The organism is Pseudomonas sp. NFR02, assembly GCF_900119375.1.
GTDB lineage: Bacteria > Pseudomonadota > Gammaproteobacteria > Pseudomonadales > Pseudomonadaceae > Aquipseudomonas > Aquipseudomonas paracarnis.
In genome coordinates, this window is record NZ_FPJJ01000002.1 from 278,142 (window position 1) to 292,108 (window position 13,967).

General features: G+C 61.3%; 11 protein-coding genes. 9 read left to right on the top strand and 2 right to left on the bottom strand.

Translation table 11 applies throughout. From position 1 onward, the window contains the following. From murD to lpxC, 9 genes are all read left to right on the top strand, one after another. A complete protein-coding gene (gene murD / locus BT199_RS07035; protein WP_072434189.1) occupies nucleotides 1-1,347 on the top strand; it encodes a UDP-N-acetylmuramoyl-L-alanine--D-glutamate ligase in 1,347 nt (448 codons plus the stop codon). Beyond that, nucleotides 1,344-2,567, top strand: a complete 1,224-nt coding sequence (ftsW, locus tag BT199_RS07040; RefSeq protein ID WP_003188673.1) for a putative lipid II flippase FtsW — start codon at nucleotides 1,344-1,346, stop codon at nucleotides 2,565-2,567. Before murD ends, ftsW begins: the two co-directional genes overlap by 4 nt. Continuing rightward, nucleotides 2,557-3,627 (top strand): undecaprenyldiphospho-muramoylpentapeptide beta-N-acetylglucosaminyltransferase, encoded by a 1,071-nt coding sequence (gene murG, locus BT199_RS07045; RefSeq protein WP_072434190.1) that lies wholly within the window; start codon nucleotides 2,557-2,559, stop codon nucleotides 3,625-3,627. Before ftsW ends, murG begins: the two co-directional genes overlap by 11 nt. Further along, on the top strand, nucleotides 3,620-5,065 hold the full coding sequence (gene murC, locus BT199_RS07050; protein ID WP_020301253.1) for a UDP-N-acetylmuramate--L-alanine ligase: 1,446 nt from the start codon (nucleotides 3,620-3,622) through the stop codon (nucleotides 5,063-5,065). The genes murG and murC overlap by 8 nt, the downstream gene beginning before the upstream one ends. Continuing rightward, nucleotides 5,062-6,018, top strand: coding sequence for a D-alanine--D-alanine ligase (locus tag BT199_RS07055; RefSeq protein WP_014716974.1), 957 nt, complete (start codon nucleotides 5,062-5,064; stop codon nucleotides 6,016-6,018). Before murC ends, BT199_RS07055 begins: the two co-directional genes overlap by 4 nt. Before the next feature lie 4 nt (nucleotides 6,019-6,022). Continuing rightward, complete coding sequence (locus tag BT199_RS07060) at nucleotides 6,023-6,892, top strand: cell division protein FtsQ/DivIB (protein WP_019816943.1); 870 nt, start codon at nucleotides 6,023-6,025, stop codon at nucleotides 6,890-6,892. A gap of 15 nt (nucleotides 6,893-6,907) precedes the next feature. Then, on the top strand, nucleotides 6,908-8,170 hold the full coding sequence (gene ftsA, locus BT199_RS07065; protein ID WP_014716976.1) for a cell division protein FtsA: 1,263 nt from the start codon (nucleotides 6,908-6,910) through the stop codon (nucleotides 8,168-8,170). 75 nt (nucleotides 8,171-8,245) lie between these two features. After that, nucleotides 8,246-9,442 (top strand): cell division protein FtsZ, encoded by a 1,197-nt coding sequence (gene ftsZ, locus BT199_RS07070; RefSeq protein ID WP_060766552.1) that lies wholly within the window; start codon nucleotides 8,246-8,248, stop codon nucleotides 9,440-9,442. Nucleotides 9,443-9,554: 112 nt separating this feature from the next. Next, nucleotides 9,555-10,466: a UDP-3-O-acyl-N-acetylglucosamine deacetylase gene (gene lpxC, locus BT199_RS07075; RefSeq protein WP_003171886.1), complete on the top strand. Its 912-nt coding sequence runs from the start codon at nucleotides 9,555-9,557 to the stop codon at nucleotides 10,464-10,466. A 168-nt stretch (nucleotides 10,467-10,634) separates the two neighbouring features. On the opposite strand, the gene BT199_RS07080 is transcribed toward lpxC, so the two are convergent. Both BT199_RS07080 and BT199_RS07085 read right to left on the bottom strand, forming a co-directional pair. Then, complete coding sequence (locus BT199_RS07080; protein ID WP_072434191.1) at nucleotides 10,635-12,131, bottom strand: GGDEF domain-containing protein; 1,497 nt, start codon at nucleotides 12,129-12,131, stop codon at nucleotides 10,635-10,637. Nucleotides 12,132-12,293: 162 nt separating this feature from the next. Continuing rightward, on the bottom strand, nucleotides 12,294-13,616 hold the full coding sequence (locus BT199_RS07085) for an OprD family porin (protein WP_019816942.1): 1,323 nt from the start codon (nucleotides 13,614-13,616) through the stop codon (nucleotides 12,294-12,296). Nucleotides 13,617-13,967: the final 351 nt, after the last annotated feature.

A 13,967-nucleotide genomic window follows, 5' to 3' on the forward strand; every position in this document is an offset into this window, starting at 1 on the left:
GTGTCCCTGATCGCTTCAGACCACTTCCGCATCGTTGTCGGCCTCGGCAAGAGCGGCATGTCCCTGGTTCGCTTCCTGGCGAACCGGGGCACGTCGTTTGCCGTGGCCGATACGCGGGAAAATCCACCGGAGCTGGTCACGCTGCGCCGTGACTACCCGCACGTGGAAGTGCGCTGTGGCGAGCTGGATGTCGAGTTTCTGTGCCGTGCCGACGAGCTCTACGTGAGCCCGGGCCTGGCCCTGGCGACACCGGCCCTGCAAGCGGCTGCGGCCCGTGGTGTGAAGCTGTCTGGCGATATCGACCTGTTCGCACGCAACGCGAAGGCGCCGATCGTGGCCATCAGCGGTTCCAACGCCAAAAGCACCGTCACCACTCTGGTCGGCGAGATGGCGGCTGCGGCGGGCAAGCGTGTGGCCGTCGGCGGCAATCTTGGCGTGCCGGCACTGGATTTGCTCAGCGACGACGTCGAGTTGTACGTGATGGAGTTGTCGAGCTTCCAGCTGGAAACCACCCACGACCTGGGCGCTGAAGTGGCGACAGTATTGAACGTCAGCGAAGACCATATGGACCGCTACAGCGGCCTGCCGGCTTATCACTTGGCCAAGCACCGGATCTTCCGTGGCGCCAAGCAATTTGTCGTCAACCGTCAGGATGCCCTGAGCCGTCCGCTGATAGGCGAGGGCATGCCCTGCTGGACCTTCGGCCTGGGCAAACCGGACTTCAAAGGCTTCGGCATTCGTGAAGAGAGCGGCGAGAAGTACCTGGCGTTCGAATTCCAGAACCTGATGCCGGTACGCGAACTGAAAATCCGTGGCGCACACAACCAGTCCAATGCCCTGGCGGCCTTGGCGCTCGGTCACGCGGTTGGCCTGCCGTTCGACGCCATGCTCGCGAGCCTGCGCACCTTTGCCGGGCTTGAGCATCGCTGCCAATGGGTGCGCGACCTCAATGACGTCAGCTATTACAACGACTCCAAAGCCACCAATGTCGGTGCAGCCCTGGCGGCCATCGAAGGCCTGGGGGCCGATATCGACGGCAAGCTGGTGCTGATCGCCGGTGGTGATGGCAAGGGTGCCGACTTCACGGACCTCAAAGCTCCAGTGGCCGCCCATTGCCGCGCCGTGGTGCTGATGGGCCGCGATTCGGACCTGATCGCCGCCGCCCTCGGTGACGCTGTACCGCAAGTACGCGCAGCTTCCCTGGACGACGCCATTGCCCAGTGCAAAGCCCTGGCCCAGCCTGGCGATGCGGTGTTGCTGTCGCCCGCGTGCGCCAGCTTCGACATGTTCAAGAACTATGAAGAGCGCGGCCAACTGTTCGCCCGCGCCGTGGAGGCTTTGGCATGAGCCTCAACCTGAGAAACATCATCAAGCCATACCCGTCGCCGATCATTACCGGGCGCGGCATCGACCTCGATTTCCCGATGCTCGCCGGTTGCCTGGCGCTGCTCGGCCTGGGCCTGGTGATGATCACTTCGGCGTCCTCCGAAGTGGCCGCCGTGCAGTCGGGCAACACGCTGTACATGATGATCCGCCACCTGGTGTACCTGGTGATCGGCCTGGGCGCCTGCATCGTCACCATGATGATTCCGATTGCTACCTGGCAGCGTCTGGGTTGGCTGATGCTGATCGGTGCGTTCGGCTTGCTGGTCATGGTGATCGTGCCCGGCATCGGCCGCGAGGTGAACGGTTCGATGCGCTGGATCGGCTTCGGCGCGTTCAACGTGCAGCCGTCGGAAATTGCCAAAGTGTTCGTGGTGATCTACCTCGCCGGTTACCTGGTGCGCCGTCAGAAAGAAGTACGCGAAAGCTGGATGGGCTTCTTCAAGCCGTTCATCGTGCTGCTGCCCATGGCTGGCCTGCTGCTGATGGAGCCCGACTTCGGGGCCACGGTGGTGATGATGGGCGCCGCCGCCGCGATGCTGTTCCTGGGTGGTGTCGGGCTGTTCCGCTTCACCTTGATGGTGGTGCTGGCCGTCGCGGCGGTGACCATCCTGGTGCAGGCGCAACCCTACCGGATGGCGCGTTTGATCACCTTTACCGACCCCTGGTCCGACCAGTTCGGCTCCGGCTACCAGTTGACCCAGGCGCTGATCGCCTTCGGTCGCGGCGAGTGGCTGGGTGTGGGCCTGGGCAACAGTGTGCAGAAGCAGTTCTACCTGCCGGAAGCCCACACCGACTTCGTGTTCTCGGTATTGGCCGAAGAGTTGGGTGTGGTGGGTTCGCTGTGCACCGTGGCATTGTTTGTATTCGTCTGCGTGCGCGCCATGTACATCGGCTTGTGGGCCGAGAAGGCCAAGCAGTTCTTCGCCGCCTACGTTGCCTATGGATTGGCCTTCCTGTGGATCGGCCAGTTCCTGATCAACATCGGCGTGAACGTTGGCCTGCTGCCGACCAAGGGCCTGACCTTGCCGTTCCTCAGTTACGGCGGCAGCTCGTTGGTGATTTGCTGCGCCTGTCTCGGGTTGTTGCTGCGTATCGAGTGGGAGAGTCGCACCCACCTGGGCAGCGAAGAGATGGAGTTCAGCGAAAGCGACTTCGCCGAGGAGCCGACCCATGGGCGCTAACGTGCTGATCATGGCGGGCGGCACCGGGGGCCATGTGTTCCCGGCCCTGGCTTGCGCCCGTGAATTCCAGAACCGTGGCTACACCGTGCACTGGCTGGGTACGCCCCGTGGCATTGAAAACGAATTGGTGCCCAATGCCGGCTTGCCGCTGCATTTGATCAACGTCACCGGCCTGCGTGGCAAGAGCAAGTTGTCATTGCTCAAGGCACCGTTCGTGTTGCTCAAGGCGGTCATGCAGGCGCGCAGGATCATTCGCGAGTTGAAGCCGGTGTGTGTACTCGGCTTTGGCGGTTATGTGACCGGCCCTGGTGGTGTTGCGGCGAAACTCGCGGGTGTGCCGGTGATCGTTCACGAACAGAACGCCGTCGCCGGTACTGCCAACCGTCTGCTAGTGCCGTTGGCTGCGCGGGTGTGTGAAGCCTTCCCGAAAACCTTCGCCGCCTCCGACAAGCTTCGCACCACCGGTAACCCGGTGCGTACCGAACTGTTCATGGCCATTGCGCGTGACGCGCTGGCGGGGCGCAAGGCTCACCTGCTGATCCTGGGCGGAAGCCTGGGCGCCGAGCCGCTGAATAAATTGCTGCCTGAAGCCGTTGCGCAACTTCCTGAGGATGTGCGCCCGGAGATCTTCCACCAGGCCGGCAAGAACCACGATGAGGTCACCGCCGCGCGTTATCGCAAGGCCGGTGTAGAGGCCAATGTACAGCCCTTCATCAAAGACATGGCCCAAGCCTATGGCTGGGCCGACCTGGTGGTCTGCCGCGCTGGTGCGCTGACCGTCAGTGAACTGGCGGCCGCCGGTCTGCCGTCCTTGCTGGTGCCTTTGCCCCACGCCATCGACGATCACCAGACCCGCAACGCCGAATATTTGGCCGGGGAGGGCGCTGCCTTCCTGCTGCCGCAAAGAACGACTGGCGCCGCCGATTTGGCCGCACGCCTGACCGAGGTTTTGATGCAACCGGAACGACTCAACAGCATGGCGAGCACCGCAAGCCGCCTGGCCAAACCTGACGCAACCCGCACCGTGGTCGATATCTGCCTGGAGGTGGCCCATGGTTGAGAATCAGAAAGCCATGCCGCAACCCGAGATGCGCCGCATCCGTCGTATTCACTTCGTCGGTATCGGTGGCGTGGGCATGTGCGGGATTGCCGAAGTGTTGCTGAACCTGGGCTACCAGGTGTCCGGCTCGGACTTGAAAGAGTCGCCGGTCACCGAGCGCCTGAAGTCCTTTGGCGCACAGATCTTCATCGGCCACCGTGCCGAGAACGCCGCCGAGGCTGACGTGCTGGTGGTGTCCAGCGCCGTGAACACGTCCAACCCGGAAGTGGCCACCGCCCTTGAGCGCCGTATCCCTGTGGTACCGCGTGCCGAGATGCTCGCCGAGCTGATGCGCTATCGCCACGGCATCGCCGTCGCCGGTACCCATGGCAAGACCACCACCACCAGCCTGATCGCCTCGGTGTTCGCCGCCGGTGGCCTGGACCCGACCTTCGTCATCGGTGGCCGCCTGAATGCAGCTGGCACTAATGCCCAACTGGGTACCAGCCGCTACCTGATCGCCGAAGCCGATGAAAGTGACGCGAGCTTCCTGCACCTGCAACCGCTGGTTGCCGTCGTCACCAACATCGACGAAGACCACATGGCGACCTACGATGGCGACTTCAACAAGTTGAAGAAAACCTTCGTCGACTTCCTGCACAACCTGCCGTTCTACGGGTTGGCGGTGGTGTGCCTGGACGACCCGGTGGTGCGTGAAATCCTGCCCCAGGTCAAACGCCCTACCGTGACCTACGGCTTCAGCGAAGACGCCGACGTGCGCGCAATCAATGTGCGCCAGGAAGGCATGCAAACCTTCTTCACCGTGCTGCGCCCCGATCGCGAGCCGCTGGACGTGTCGGTGAACATGCCGGGCAACCACAACGTGCTGAACTCTTTGGCGACCATCTGCATTGCCACCGATGAAGGCGTCAGCGATGAAGCCATCGTCGAGGGCCTGTCGCGCTTTGCCGGTGTGGGCCGTCGCTTCCAGGTCTACGGCCAACTGCCGGTTGAAGGTGGTGACGTGATGCTGGTGGACGACTACGGCCACCACCCGACCGAAGTTGCGGCCGTTATCAAGGCCGTGCGCGGCGGCTGGCCGGAGCGCCGGCTGGTGATGGTGTACCAGCCGCACCGCTACAGCCGCACCCGCGACCTGTACGACGATTTCGTCAATGTACTGGCCGATGCCAACGTGCTGCTGCTGATGGAAGTCTACCCGGCCGGTGAAGAACCGATCCCGGGCGCTGACAGCCGCAAGCTGTGCAACAGCATCCGCCAGCGCGGCCAGTTGGACCCGATCTACATCGAGCGTGGCGTGGACCTGGCGCCTATCGTCAAGCCGCTGCTGCGTGCCGGCGACATCCTGCTGTGCCAGGGCGCCGGTGATATCGGTGGCCTTGCGCCCAAATTGCTGGCGAGCCCGCTGTTTGCAGCCGCCAAGGGGAAGTCGAAATGACCACTGATTACGGCTCCCTGTTTTCCACCCTTGCGCCTGCCGACTTCGGTCGCGTGGCCGTGTTGTTCGGCGGCAAGAGCGCCGAGCGCGAAGTGTCGCTCAAGTCCGGCAATGCGGTGCTTGAGGCGCTGCAAAGTGCTGGCGTGAATGCCTTCGGTATCGATGTGGGCGATGACTTCCTTGCCCGCCTGCAGGCTGAAAAAATCGACCGCGCCTTTCTCATTCTTCACGGCCGCGGCGGTGAGGACGGCAGCATGCAGGGCCTGCTCGAATGCGCCGGCATCCCTTACACCGGCAGCGGCATCCTCGCATCGGCCTTGGCGATGGACAAGTTGCGCACCAAGCAGGTGTGGCACAGCCTGGGCATTCCGACCCCACGTCACGCCGTACTGTGCAGTGAAGACGATTGTATTTCTGCGGCCAAGGAACTGGGCCTGCCTTTGATCGTCAAACCAGCCCATGAAGGCTCCAGTATCGGCATGGCCAAAGTGAACTCGGCCGCCGAATTGATCGACGCATGGAAAGCGGCAAGTACCTACGATTCGCAAGTGTTGGTGGAACAGTGGATTTCCGGTCCCGAGTACACCATCGCCACCCTGCGTGGCCAGGTATTGCCGCCCATCGCTTTGGGCACGCCCCACACCTTTTATGACTACGACGCCAAGTACCTGGCTTCCGATACTCAGTACCGGATCCCATGCGGCCTCGAAGCAACCAAGGAACAAGAATTGATGGACCTCACGGCGAAAGCCTGTGAGGCGCTGGGTATCGCCGGTTGGGCGCGGGCAGACGTGATGCAGGATGACCAAGGGAATTTCTGGTTCCTTGAAGTCAACACCGCACCGGGCATGACCGATCACAGCCTGGTTCCCATGGCTGCCCGTGCCGCCGGTCTGGATTTCCAGCAGTTAGTGCTGGCGATCCTGGCCGACAGCATTGAGCCAAGAGGCTAAACACATGAACGGCGCATCGCTTCGTCATCAGCCCCCACAAGCACCGAGCCGCAAGCCGGTGCCACGGGGTGCAAGCCGAATGGTGGCTAAAGAGCCGATGTCGGCGCGCCTGCCAAAAGCCAACTTTGGTTTTATCAAGGCGCTGTTCTGGCCGGTGCTGCTGGTGGTGCTGGGCTTTGGCACGTACGAAGGCGCGCAGCGTCTGTTGCCGTATGCCGACCGGCCGATCACCAAGATCAGCGTGCAGGGCGACTTGAGCTACATCAGCCAGCAAGCGGTACAGCAGCGCATCGGCCCATACCTGGCGGCGAGCTTCTTTACCATCGACCTGGCTGGCATGCGCTCGGAGCTGGAACAGATGCCGTGGATCGCCCACGCCGAAGTTCGCCGTGTATGGCCGGACCAGGTCACGATCCGCCTGGAAGAACAACTGCCCGTGGCCCGTTGGGGCGATGAAGCGCTGTTGAACAACCAGGGCCAGGCGTTCACCCCGCGTGAGCTGGCCAACTATGAACACCTGCCGCAGCTGTTCGGGCCGCAGCGGGCGCAGCAGCAAGTGATGCAGCAGTACCAGGCCTTGAGCCAGATGCTGCGGCCACTGGGCTTCTCCATTGCACGCCTGGAATTGCGTGAGCGGGGCAGCTGGTTTTTGACGACCGGGGCAGGCAGTTCCGGCCCGGGCATCGAGTTGTTGCTGGGACGCGACCGCTTGGTGGAAAAGATGCGCCGCTTTATTGCCATCTATGAAAAAACCTTGAAAGAACAGATTACGAACATTGCGAGCGTCGACCTGCGTTACGCCAACGGCCTGGCCGTCGGCTGGCGTACACCGGCTGCGCCCACGGCAGCACAACCCGCTGTCGCGAAGAATTAAGAAGAGGCAGGACCCATGGCAAACGTGCAAAGCGGCAAAATGATCGTCGGTCTCGATATCGGCACCTCCAAGGTGGTGGCGCTGGTGGGCGAGGTCGGGGAAGACGGCGCGATCGAAATCGTCGGTATTGGCACGCATCCGTCCCGGGGCCTGAAGAAGGGCGTGGTGGTGAACATCGAGTCCACCGTGCAGTCGATCCAGCGCGCTATCGAAGAAGCGCAGCTGATGGCCGGTTGCCGGATTCACTCGGCGTTCGTCGGCGTGGCAGGCAACCACATCCGTAGCCTGAACTCCCACGGCATCGTGGCGATCCGCGACCGTGAAGTCAGCTCGGCCGACCTTGAGCGCGTCCTCGACGCCGCCCAGGCCGTGGCGATCCCGGCGGACCAGCGCGTGCTGCACACCCTGCCGCAGGACTACGTGATCGACAACCAGGAAGGCGTGCGCGAGCCCCTGGGCATGTCGGGCGTTCGCCTGGAGGCCAAGGTCCACGTGGTGACCTGCGCCGTCAACGCCGCACAGAACATTGAAAAATGCGTGCGCCGCTGCGGCCTGGAAATCGACGACATCATTCTCGAGCAGTTGGCCTCGGCCTACTCGGTACTGACCGACGACGAAAAAGAGCTGGGCGTGTGCCTGGTGGACATCGGCGGCGGCACCACCGACATCGCGATCTTCACCGAGGGTGCGATTCGTCACACCGCCGTGATCCCGATTGCCGGCGACCAGGTCACCAACGACATCGCCATGGCGTTGCGCACACCGACCCAGTACGCCGAAGAAATCAAGATCCGCTACGCCTGCGCCCTGGCCAAGCTGGCCGGTGCCGGTGAGACCATCAAGGTGCCAAGCGTGGGTGATCGTCCACCCCGCGAGCTGTCGCGCCAGGCCCTGGCCGAAGTGGTCGAGCCACGCTACGACGAGCTGTTCACCCTGATTCAGGCTGAACTGCGCCGCAGCGGCTACGAAGATTTGATCCCGGCCGGCATCGTGCTGACCGGTGGTACCTCGAAGATGGAAGGCGCGGTCGAGTTGGCCGAAGAGATCTTCCACATGCCGGTGCGCCTGGGCGTGCCCCATGGCGTGAAGGGCCTGGGCGACGTGGTGCGCAACCCGATTTATTCCACCGGTGTGGGCTTGCTGTTGTACGGGCTGCAAAAGCAGACCGACGGCATTTCCCTGTCGGGCCCGAGCATCCGTGACAGCTACCGCAGCGATGACGATGAGAAAGCGCCGCTGCTGGACCGGATCAAAAGCTGGGTACAAGGCAATTTCTAAAGATTTACCGCGACACCGCAACACCCGCAGCAAGCAGTAGGCGAAAAAACTAGAGAAAATGAAAGGAGAGGGAACATGTTCGAACTCGTAGACAACATCCCCGCTAGCCCGGTTATCAAAGTAATCGGTGTCGGCGGTGGCGGCGGCAACGCTGTCAACCACATGGTCAAGAGCAACATTGAAGGCGTTGAGTTCATCTGCGCCAACACTGATGCCCAGGCGCTCAAAAGCATCGGCGCGCGGACCATCCTGCAATTGGGCACCGCGGTGACCAAAGGCCTCGGCGCTGGCGCCAATCCGGAAGTCGGCCGTCAAGCCGCCCTGGAAGACCGCGAGCGTATTGCCGAAGTGCTGCAAGGCACCAACATGGTGTTCATCACCACCGGCATGGGCGGCGGTACCGGTACCGGTGCTGCACCGATCATTGCCGAAGTGGCCAAGGAAATGGGGATTCTGACCGTTGCTGTCGTGACGCGTCCGTTCCCGTTCGAAGGCCGCAAGCGCATGCAGATCGCCGACGAAGGTATCCGTCTGCTGTCTGAAAGCGTCGACTCGTTGATCACCATCCCCAACGAGAAACTGCTGACCATCCTGGGCAAGGACGCAAGCCTGCTGTCTGCGTTCGCCAAGGCTGACGATGTACTGGCCGGTGCCGTTCGCGGTATCTCCGACATCATCAAGCGTCCGGGCATGATCAACGTCGACTTTGCCGACGTTCGTACGGTCATGAGCGAAATGGGCATGGCGATGATGGGCACTGGCTGCGCCAGCGGTCCGAACCGTGCACGCGAGGCCACCGAAGCGGCCATCCGCAACCCGTTGCTCGAAGACGTGAACCTGCAAGGCGCACGCGGCATCCTGGTGAACATCACCGCCGGTCCCGACCTGTCCCTGGGTGAGTACTCCGACGTGGGTAGCATCATCGAAGCCTTCGCGTCCGAGCACGCCATGGTCAAGGTGGGTACCGTTATCGATCCGGACATGCGCGACGAACTGCATGTAACCGTGGTTGCGACCGGCCTGGGTGCGAAAATCGAGAAGCCTGTAAAGGTCATCGACAACACCCTGCACACTAGCCAGGCCAGCCAGGCAACTGCTGTCCCAGCCCCTGCTCGCCAGGAACTGCCGTCGGTGAACTACCGTGATCTGGACCGTCCGACCGTGATGCGCAACCAGGCTCAGGCCGGTGCTGCGGCGTCCCGTAGCCCGAATCCGCAAGATGACCTGGACTACCTGGACATCCCGGCATTCCTGCGTCGTCAGGCCGATTAATGGAATGTATCAGGGCTATGAAGGTGATTGGTGTTCAGCAAAGGTCTGGTCTGTTATTATCGCCAGCCTTTGTTGATACCAGTTCGCAATTTGCGCTGAAGCGGTCCAAGCCATGATTAAACAACGCACCCTGAAGAATATTATCCGTGCCACAGGTGTAGGTCTGCACTCCGGGGAGAAGGTATACCTGACCCTCAAGCCCGCACCTGTCGACACCGGCATCGTGTTTGTTCGTGCCGACCTGGACCCTGTGGTGCAGATTCCTGCTCGCGCGGAAAACGTTGGCGAAACCACGATGTCGACCACTCTGGTCAACGGTGACGTCAAAGTGGACACGGTGGAGCACTTGCTCTCGGCCATGGCTGGCCTGGGCATCGATAACGCCTACGTCGAGCTCTCCGCGTCCGAAGTCCCGATCATGGATGGCAGCGCTGGACCCTTCGTATTCTTGATTCAATCTGCCGGCCTGGAAGAACAGGACGCAGCCAAGAAGTTCATTCGCATTCTGCGGGAAGTGACAGTAGAAGACGGCGACAAGCGCGCCACCTTCGTCCCGTTCGAAGGCTTTAAAGTGAGCTTTGAGATCGATTTCGATCACCCGGTATTCCGTGACCGCACCCAAAGTGCAAGCGTGGATTTTTCCAGCACTTCGTTTGTAAAAGAAGTCAGCCGCGCCCGTACCTTTGGTTTCATGAGTGACATCGAGTACCTGCGCAAGCACAACCTCGCACTCGGCGGCAGCGTGGAAAACGCCATTGTGGTCGACGCGGATGGTGTACTGAACGAAGACGGCCTTCGCTACGAAGACGAATTCGTGAAGCACAAGATCCTCGATGCAATCGGTGACCTCTACCTGCTGGGCAATAGCCTGATAGGCGAGTTCAAAGGCTTCAAGTCGGGCCACGCCCTTAACAACCAGCTGCTGCGCAAGTTGATTGAGCAGACAGACGCTTGGGAAGTCGTGACCTTCGAAGATGCCAGCACCGCACCGATCTCTTACATGCGTCCCGTTGCGGCGGTGTAAGTAACAACTCTCTTTCTTTAGTTTTGAAAGGCTGCCTTCGGGTGGCCTTTTTTTATGTCCGACGTTTGCCCCCTGTAGGAGCGAGCTTGCTCGCGAAAAACCTGAGAGCACCCTGCGCATTCAGGAATCCCTCGTTATCGTTGACGTTCTTCGCGAGCAAGCTCGCTCCTACAGGGGGTGGGTTGTGGCATCCATTGTCCGGTTACGGCCGCTGTGCTTGGCCTGGTACAACGCCTGGTCAGCCTTGAGCAGCAGGTCTTCAAGGGAAATGCGGCTGTGCTTCTGCCAGGTACTCAGGCCGATGCTCACCGTGATCGGTTGTTCATCCCCGGCCATTCGCGGCAAATGCTGGACCCCCTCGCGGATATGCTCGGCGATCACCCAAGCTCCCCTGGCGTTGGTGTTGGGCAACACCAACGCAAATTCCTCACCGCCATAACGCGCCGCCAGGTCGGCAGGGCGGCGGATATGGCTGGCGATCACCTGCGCGACTGCGCGCAACGCCTCATCGCCGCCCTGGTGGCCGTGGCGGTCGTTGAAGGCCTTGAAGTGGTCCACATCGATCATCAGCACACTCAACGACTCGATGGAGCGTTGTGCCCGATCCCATTCCAGCCGCAAGCGTTCGTCCAGCGTGCGGCGGTTGGCCAGGCCGGTAAGGGCGTCGGTGGCTGCCAGTTCTGACAGCACCTGTTCGGCGCGATGGCGACGGCGCAGCTCCATGCACAGTGCCCAGGTCAGCCACAACAGGCCCACGCACAACACTCCGGTCGCGATGCTGACCAGCCACGCCGCACGTCGCCAGGGGGCGAACATTTCATTGCTGGACAAGGCCACTGCCACGATCAGCGGCAAGTTGCCCACATTCGAAAAACTGTAGAGCCGTGCCTGGCGATCGACACTGGAGATACTTTGGAAGCTGCCGTCCCGTTCGCGCAGCATGCGCGCCACATTCGGGCGCTGGCTCAGGTCCTTGTCGACGATATCTGCTTCCAGCAGAGGCTCTTGCGCCAGCAGGATGCCTTGGTGGTTGAGCAGGTTGATGGTGCTGTTGCTGCCGATGTTCAAGCTGCTGAATAACTGATGAAAGTACGACAGGCGCATGGACGCGACCGCCACTCCCAGGAAGCGCCCATCCGGTGACGAAACGCGACGGCTGAACGCGATGCGCCAGGGGTCGGCACACTGGCAGCGCGCCATGAACGGACGGCTGATATACAGGCCCAGGTCGGGGTTGGTGCGGTGCGCCCGAAAGTAGTCCCGGTCGGCAAAGTTACCCAGTTTGGGCGTGAGCAGGGAGGAATCGGCAATCACCTCGCCAGCCGGGCCCAATAGCAGGATATCGCCCTTGTAGGGCGCCGCTGCGGAACGATCGAACAGCACCAAATGACGGATGCTCTCTGAAACGTCTTGCAGGTCGGTGCGCTCGGTGGCGCTGATCAAGCCTTTGAGGGCCATGTCGTAAAGTTCGACATTGCGCAGCACGTCAGCGTCGATCAATTGAGTGATGGTGTTGGCGGTGCGCTTGGCCGTCTGCAGGGTGTTGGCATGTTCACGAATCAGCAGCGCAGTGACGACCCCCACGATCAGCAACACCGTGAGCGTGCTGCCCAGGATCAGCAGGCGCTCCGGGCGGCGGTTGGGGCGGGTAGGGCTTGAACTCATCGGGCACACTTCTGCATTGAGAATGCCCTTAGCGTAGTAGCAACTCTTAAATATGGCTGTAGGAGCGAGCTTGCTCGCGAAAAACTCACAGACGCCGCGTTTATTCAGGAAGCACGCGTTATCGTTAACGTTTTTCGCGAGCAAGCTCGCTCCTACCTGTACTCAGAACACGTTGATCGGGTAGTCCACGATCACGCGGTATTCATCCACATCCCGGTCCACCGCCGAGTAGCCATTGCTGCCGCGATTGGTCGCCCATTGCAGGCGCACGGCCAAGTCCTTGGCCTTGCCGCCCTGCACCACATATTTCAGGTCGATATCGCGCTCCCAGTGCTTGGCATCCTTGCCATCGGCGCTGTACCAGTTGCTGTAGCCGCGACTGTTGGGGTCGACCTTGGTCAGGTCGGTCTTGCCGCTGATGTAGGACACGGCGGACGTCAGGCCGGGCACGCCGAGGCCGGCAAAGTCGTAGGCGTACTTGAGCTTCCAGGAGCGCTCATTGGGCCCGTTGAAATCCGAGTACTGCTGGGAGTTGTCCAGGTACACGCTGTCGCCCTGGGTGATGTAATCGAACGGCGTGTTGCCATTGACCCGCTGATAAGTCGCTGTGACGCTGTGGTTACCCACGCCCACGGTGAAATGCAGGCTGTAGGTGTTGTTGTCGATATCCCCCAGCAGCGATTGACCGGTGTCCTGGGTATGGTAGTAGTGCAGGCCGGGCGTCAGGCTGACCAGGTCGTTCAGGGCGTAGGTGTATTCCAGGTCGTAGTAATACTGGTGCCAGACGTCCTTGAGCTCGGACGCGTACAGGTTGCTGGTCAGCCCCTCGATCCCGCTGAACGACACGCCAGCCCAGTCCAGGTGCTGGCTGTCGGTGTTGGCGGGCAGCGTGCCGTAGCTGGTACCAATACGCCGATGGCCGCTCTGGTTATAGAGCTTGGTGAAACTGGCCTGGCCACCTTCGAACATCCAGCCGTCAAAGCTGTGGTTGGTCAGGCTCACGCCACGGAAAGTCTGCGGCAACATGCGTGTCATGCCGCCGGCGATCACCGGGTTGTTGAGGAACAGGTCGCCGGCTTTCAGTTCGGTGTCGAAGGCGCGCAGCTTCAAGGTGCCGCCAGCCGTCGAGAACGAACCCGGCGCTTTGCCGTTGCCGCTGCCATACGGAAGGATGCTGGAACCATCCGTACCGCCACCGCCGTCGAGCTTGAGGCCGAACATGGCATTGACGTCCAGGCCGAAACCGACGGTGCCCTGGGTGTAGCCGGATTCGAAGGTGCCGATAAAACCCTGACCCCACTCTTTGCTGTCATCGGTATGAATATCGCGCCGGTCGCGGTTCATGTAGTAGTTGCGGGTGTTGATCGTGAGGTGTGAACCCTCGACGAAGCCTTCGACGGGCGGGGCGTCTGCCGCGTGGGCAAGGGGGATGATCGTTGCTGCGATTGCGAGGAATAACGGGGTGAACGTCAGCGAGTTCTTCACCGGTGGAGCTCCTTTGGTCAATCATGAACGGCCAGTGTCGTGGGGTGTGCCCGGCCTTTTTTCACGGCAAAAAAAAGCCGCTGAAGTCAGCGGCTTTAAGACAGATTCCCAGTGTAGAGCCCTGGAAATAAGTCGAGGGAAATTCGGGTGAGTGGTCAGCTGTCTTTGCCGTCGCGCTCATCGATGCGTCAAAGTAACGCAGGGGAGCGGTGCGATACAGAGTGTAACAAGATAATAACTATTGCCCAAATCGCAACAGTTCGGATGTACGTCGATCTAAATGTGGGAGCGGGCTTGCTCGCGAATTCAGTGTGTCAGTTACAGATATATTGACTGACACACCGAATTCGC

Excerpts from the sequence above, each read along its gene's own strand:
- murG (WP_072434190.1), top strand. The coding sequence starts at position 2,557 with ATGGGCGCTAACGTGCTGATCATGGCGGGCGGCACCGGGGGCCATGTG.
- BT199_RS07080 (WP_072434191.1), bottom strand. The coding sequence starts at position 12,131 with ATGAGTTCAAGCCCTACCCGCCCCAACCGCCGCCCGGAGCGCCTGCTG.
- ftsA (WP_014716976.1), top strand. The coding sequence starts at position 6,908 with ATGGCAAACGTGCAAAGCGGCAAAATGATCGTCGGTCTCGATATCGGC.
- BT199_RS07055 (WP_014716974.1), top strand. The coding sequence starts at position 5,062 with ATGACCACTGATTACGGCTCCCTGTTTTCCACCCTTGCGCCTGCCGAC.
- ftsZ (WP_060766552.1), top strand. The coding sequence starts at position 8,246 with ATGTTCGAACTCGTAGACAACATCCCCGCTAGCCCGGTTATCAAAGTA.
- ftsW (WP_003188673.1), top strand. The coding sequence starts at position 1,344 with ATGAGCCTCAACCTGAGAAACATCATCAAGCCATACCCGTCGCCGATC.
- BT199_RS07060 (WP_019816943.1), top strand. The coding sequence starts at position 6,023 with ATGAACGGCGCATCGCTTCGTCATCAGCCCCCACAAGCACCGAGCCGC.
- murC (WP_020301253.1), top strand. The coding sequence starts at position 3,620 with ATGGTTGAGAATCAGAAAGCCATGCCGCAACCCGAGATGCGCCGCATC.
- lpxC (WP_003171886.1), top strand. The coding sequence starts at position 9,555 with ATGATTAAACAACGCACCCTGAAGAATATTATCCGTGCCACAGGTGTA.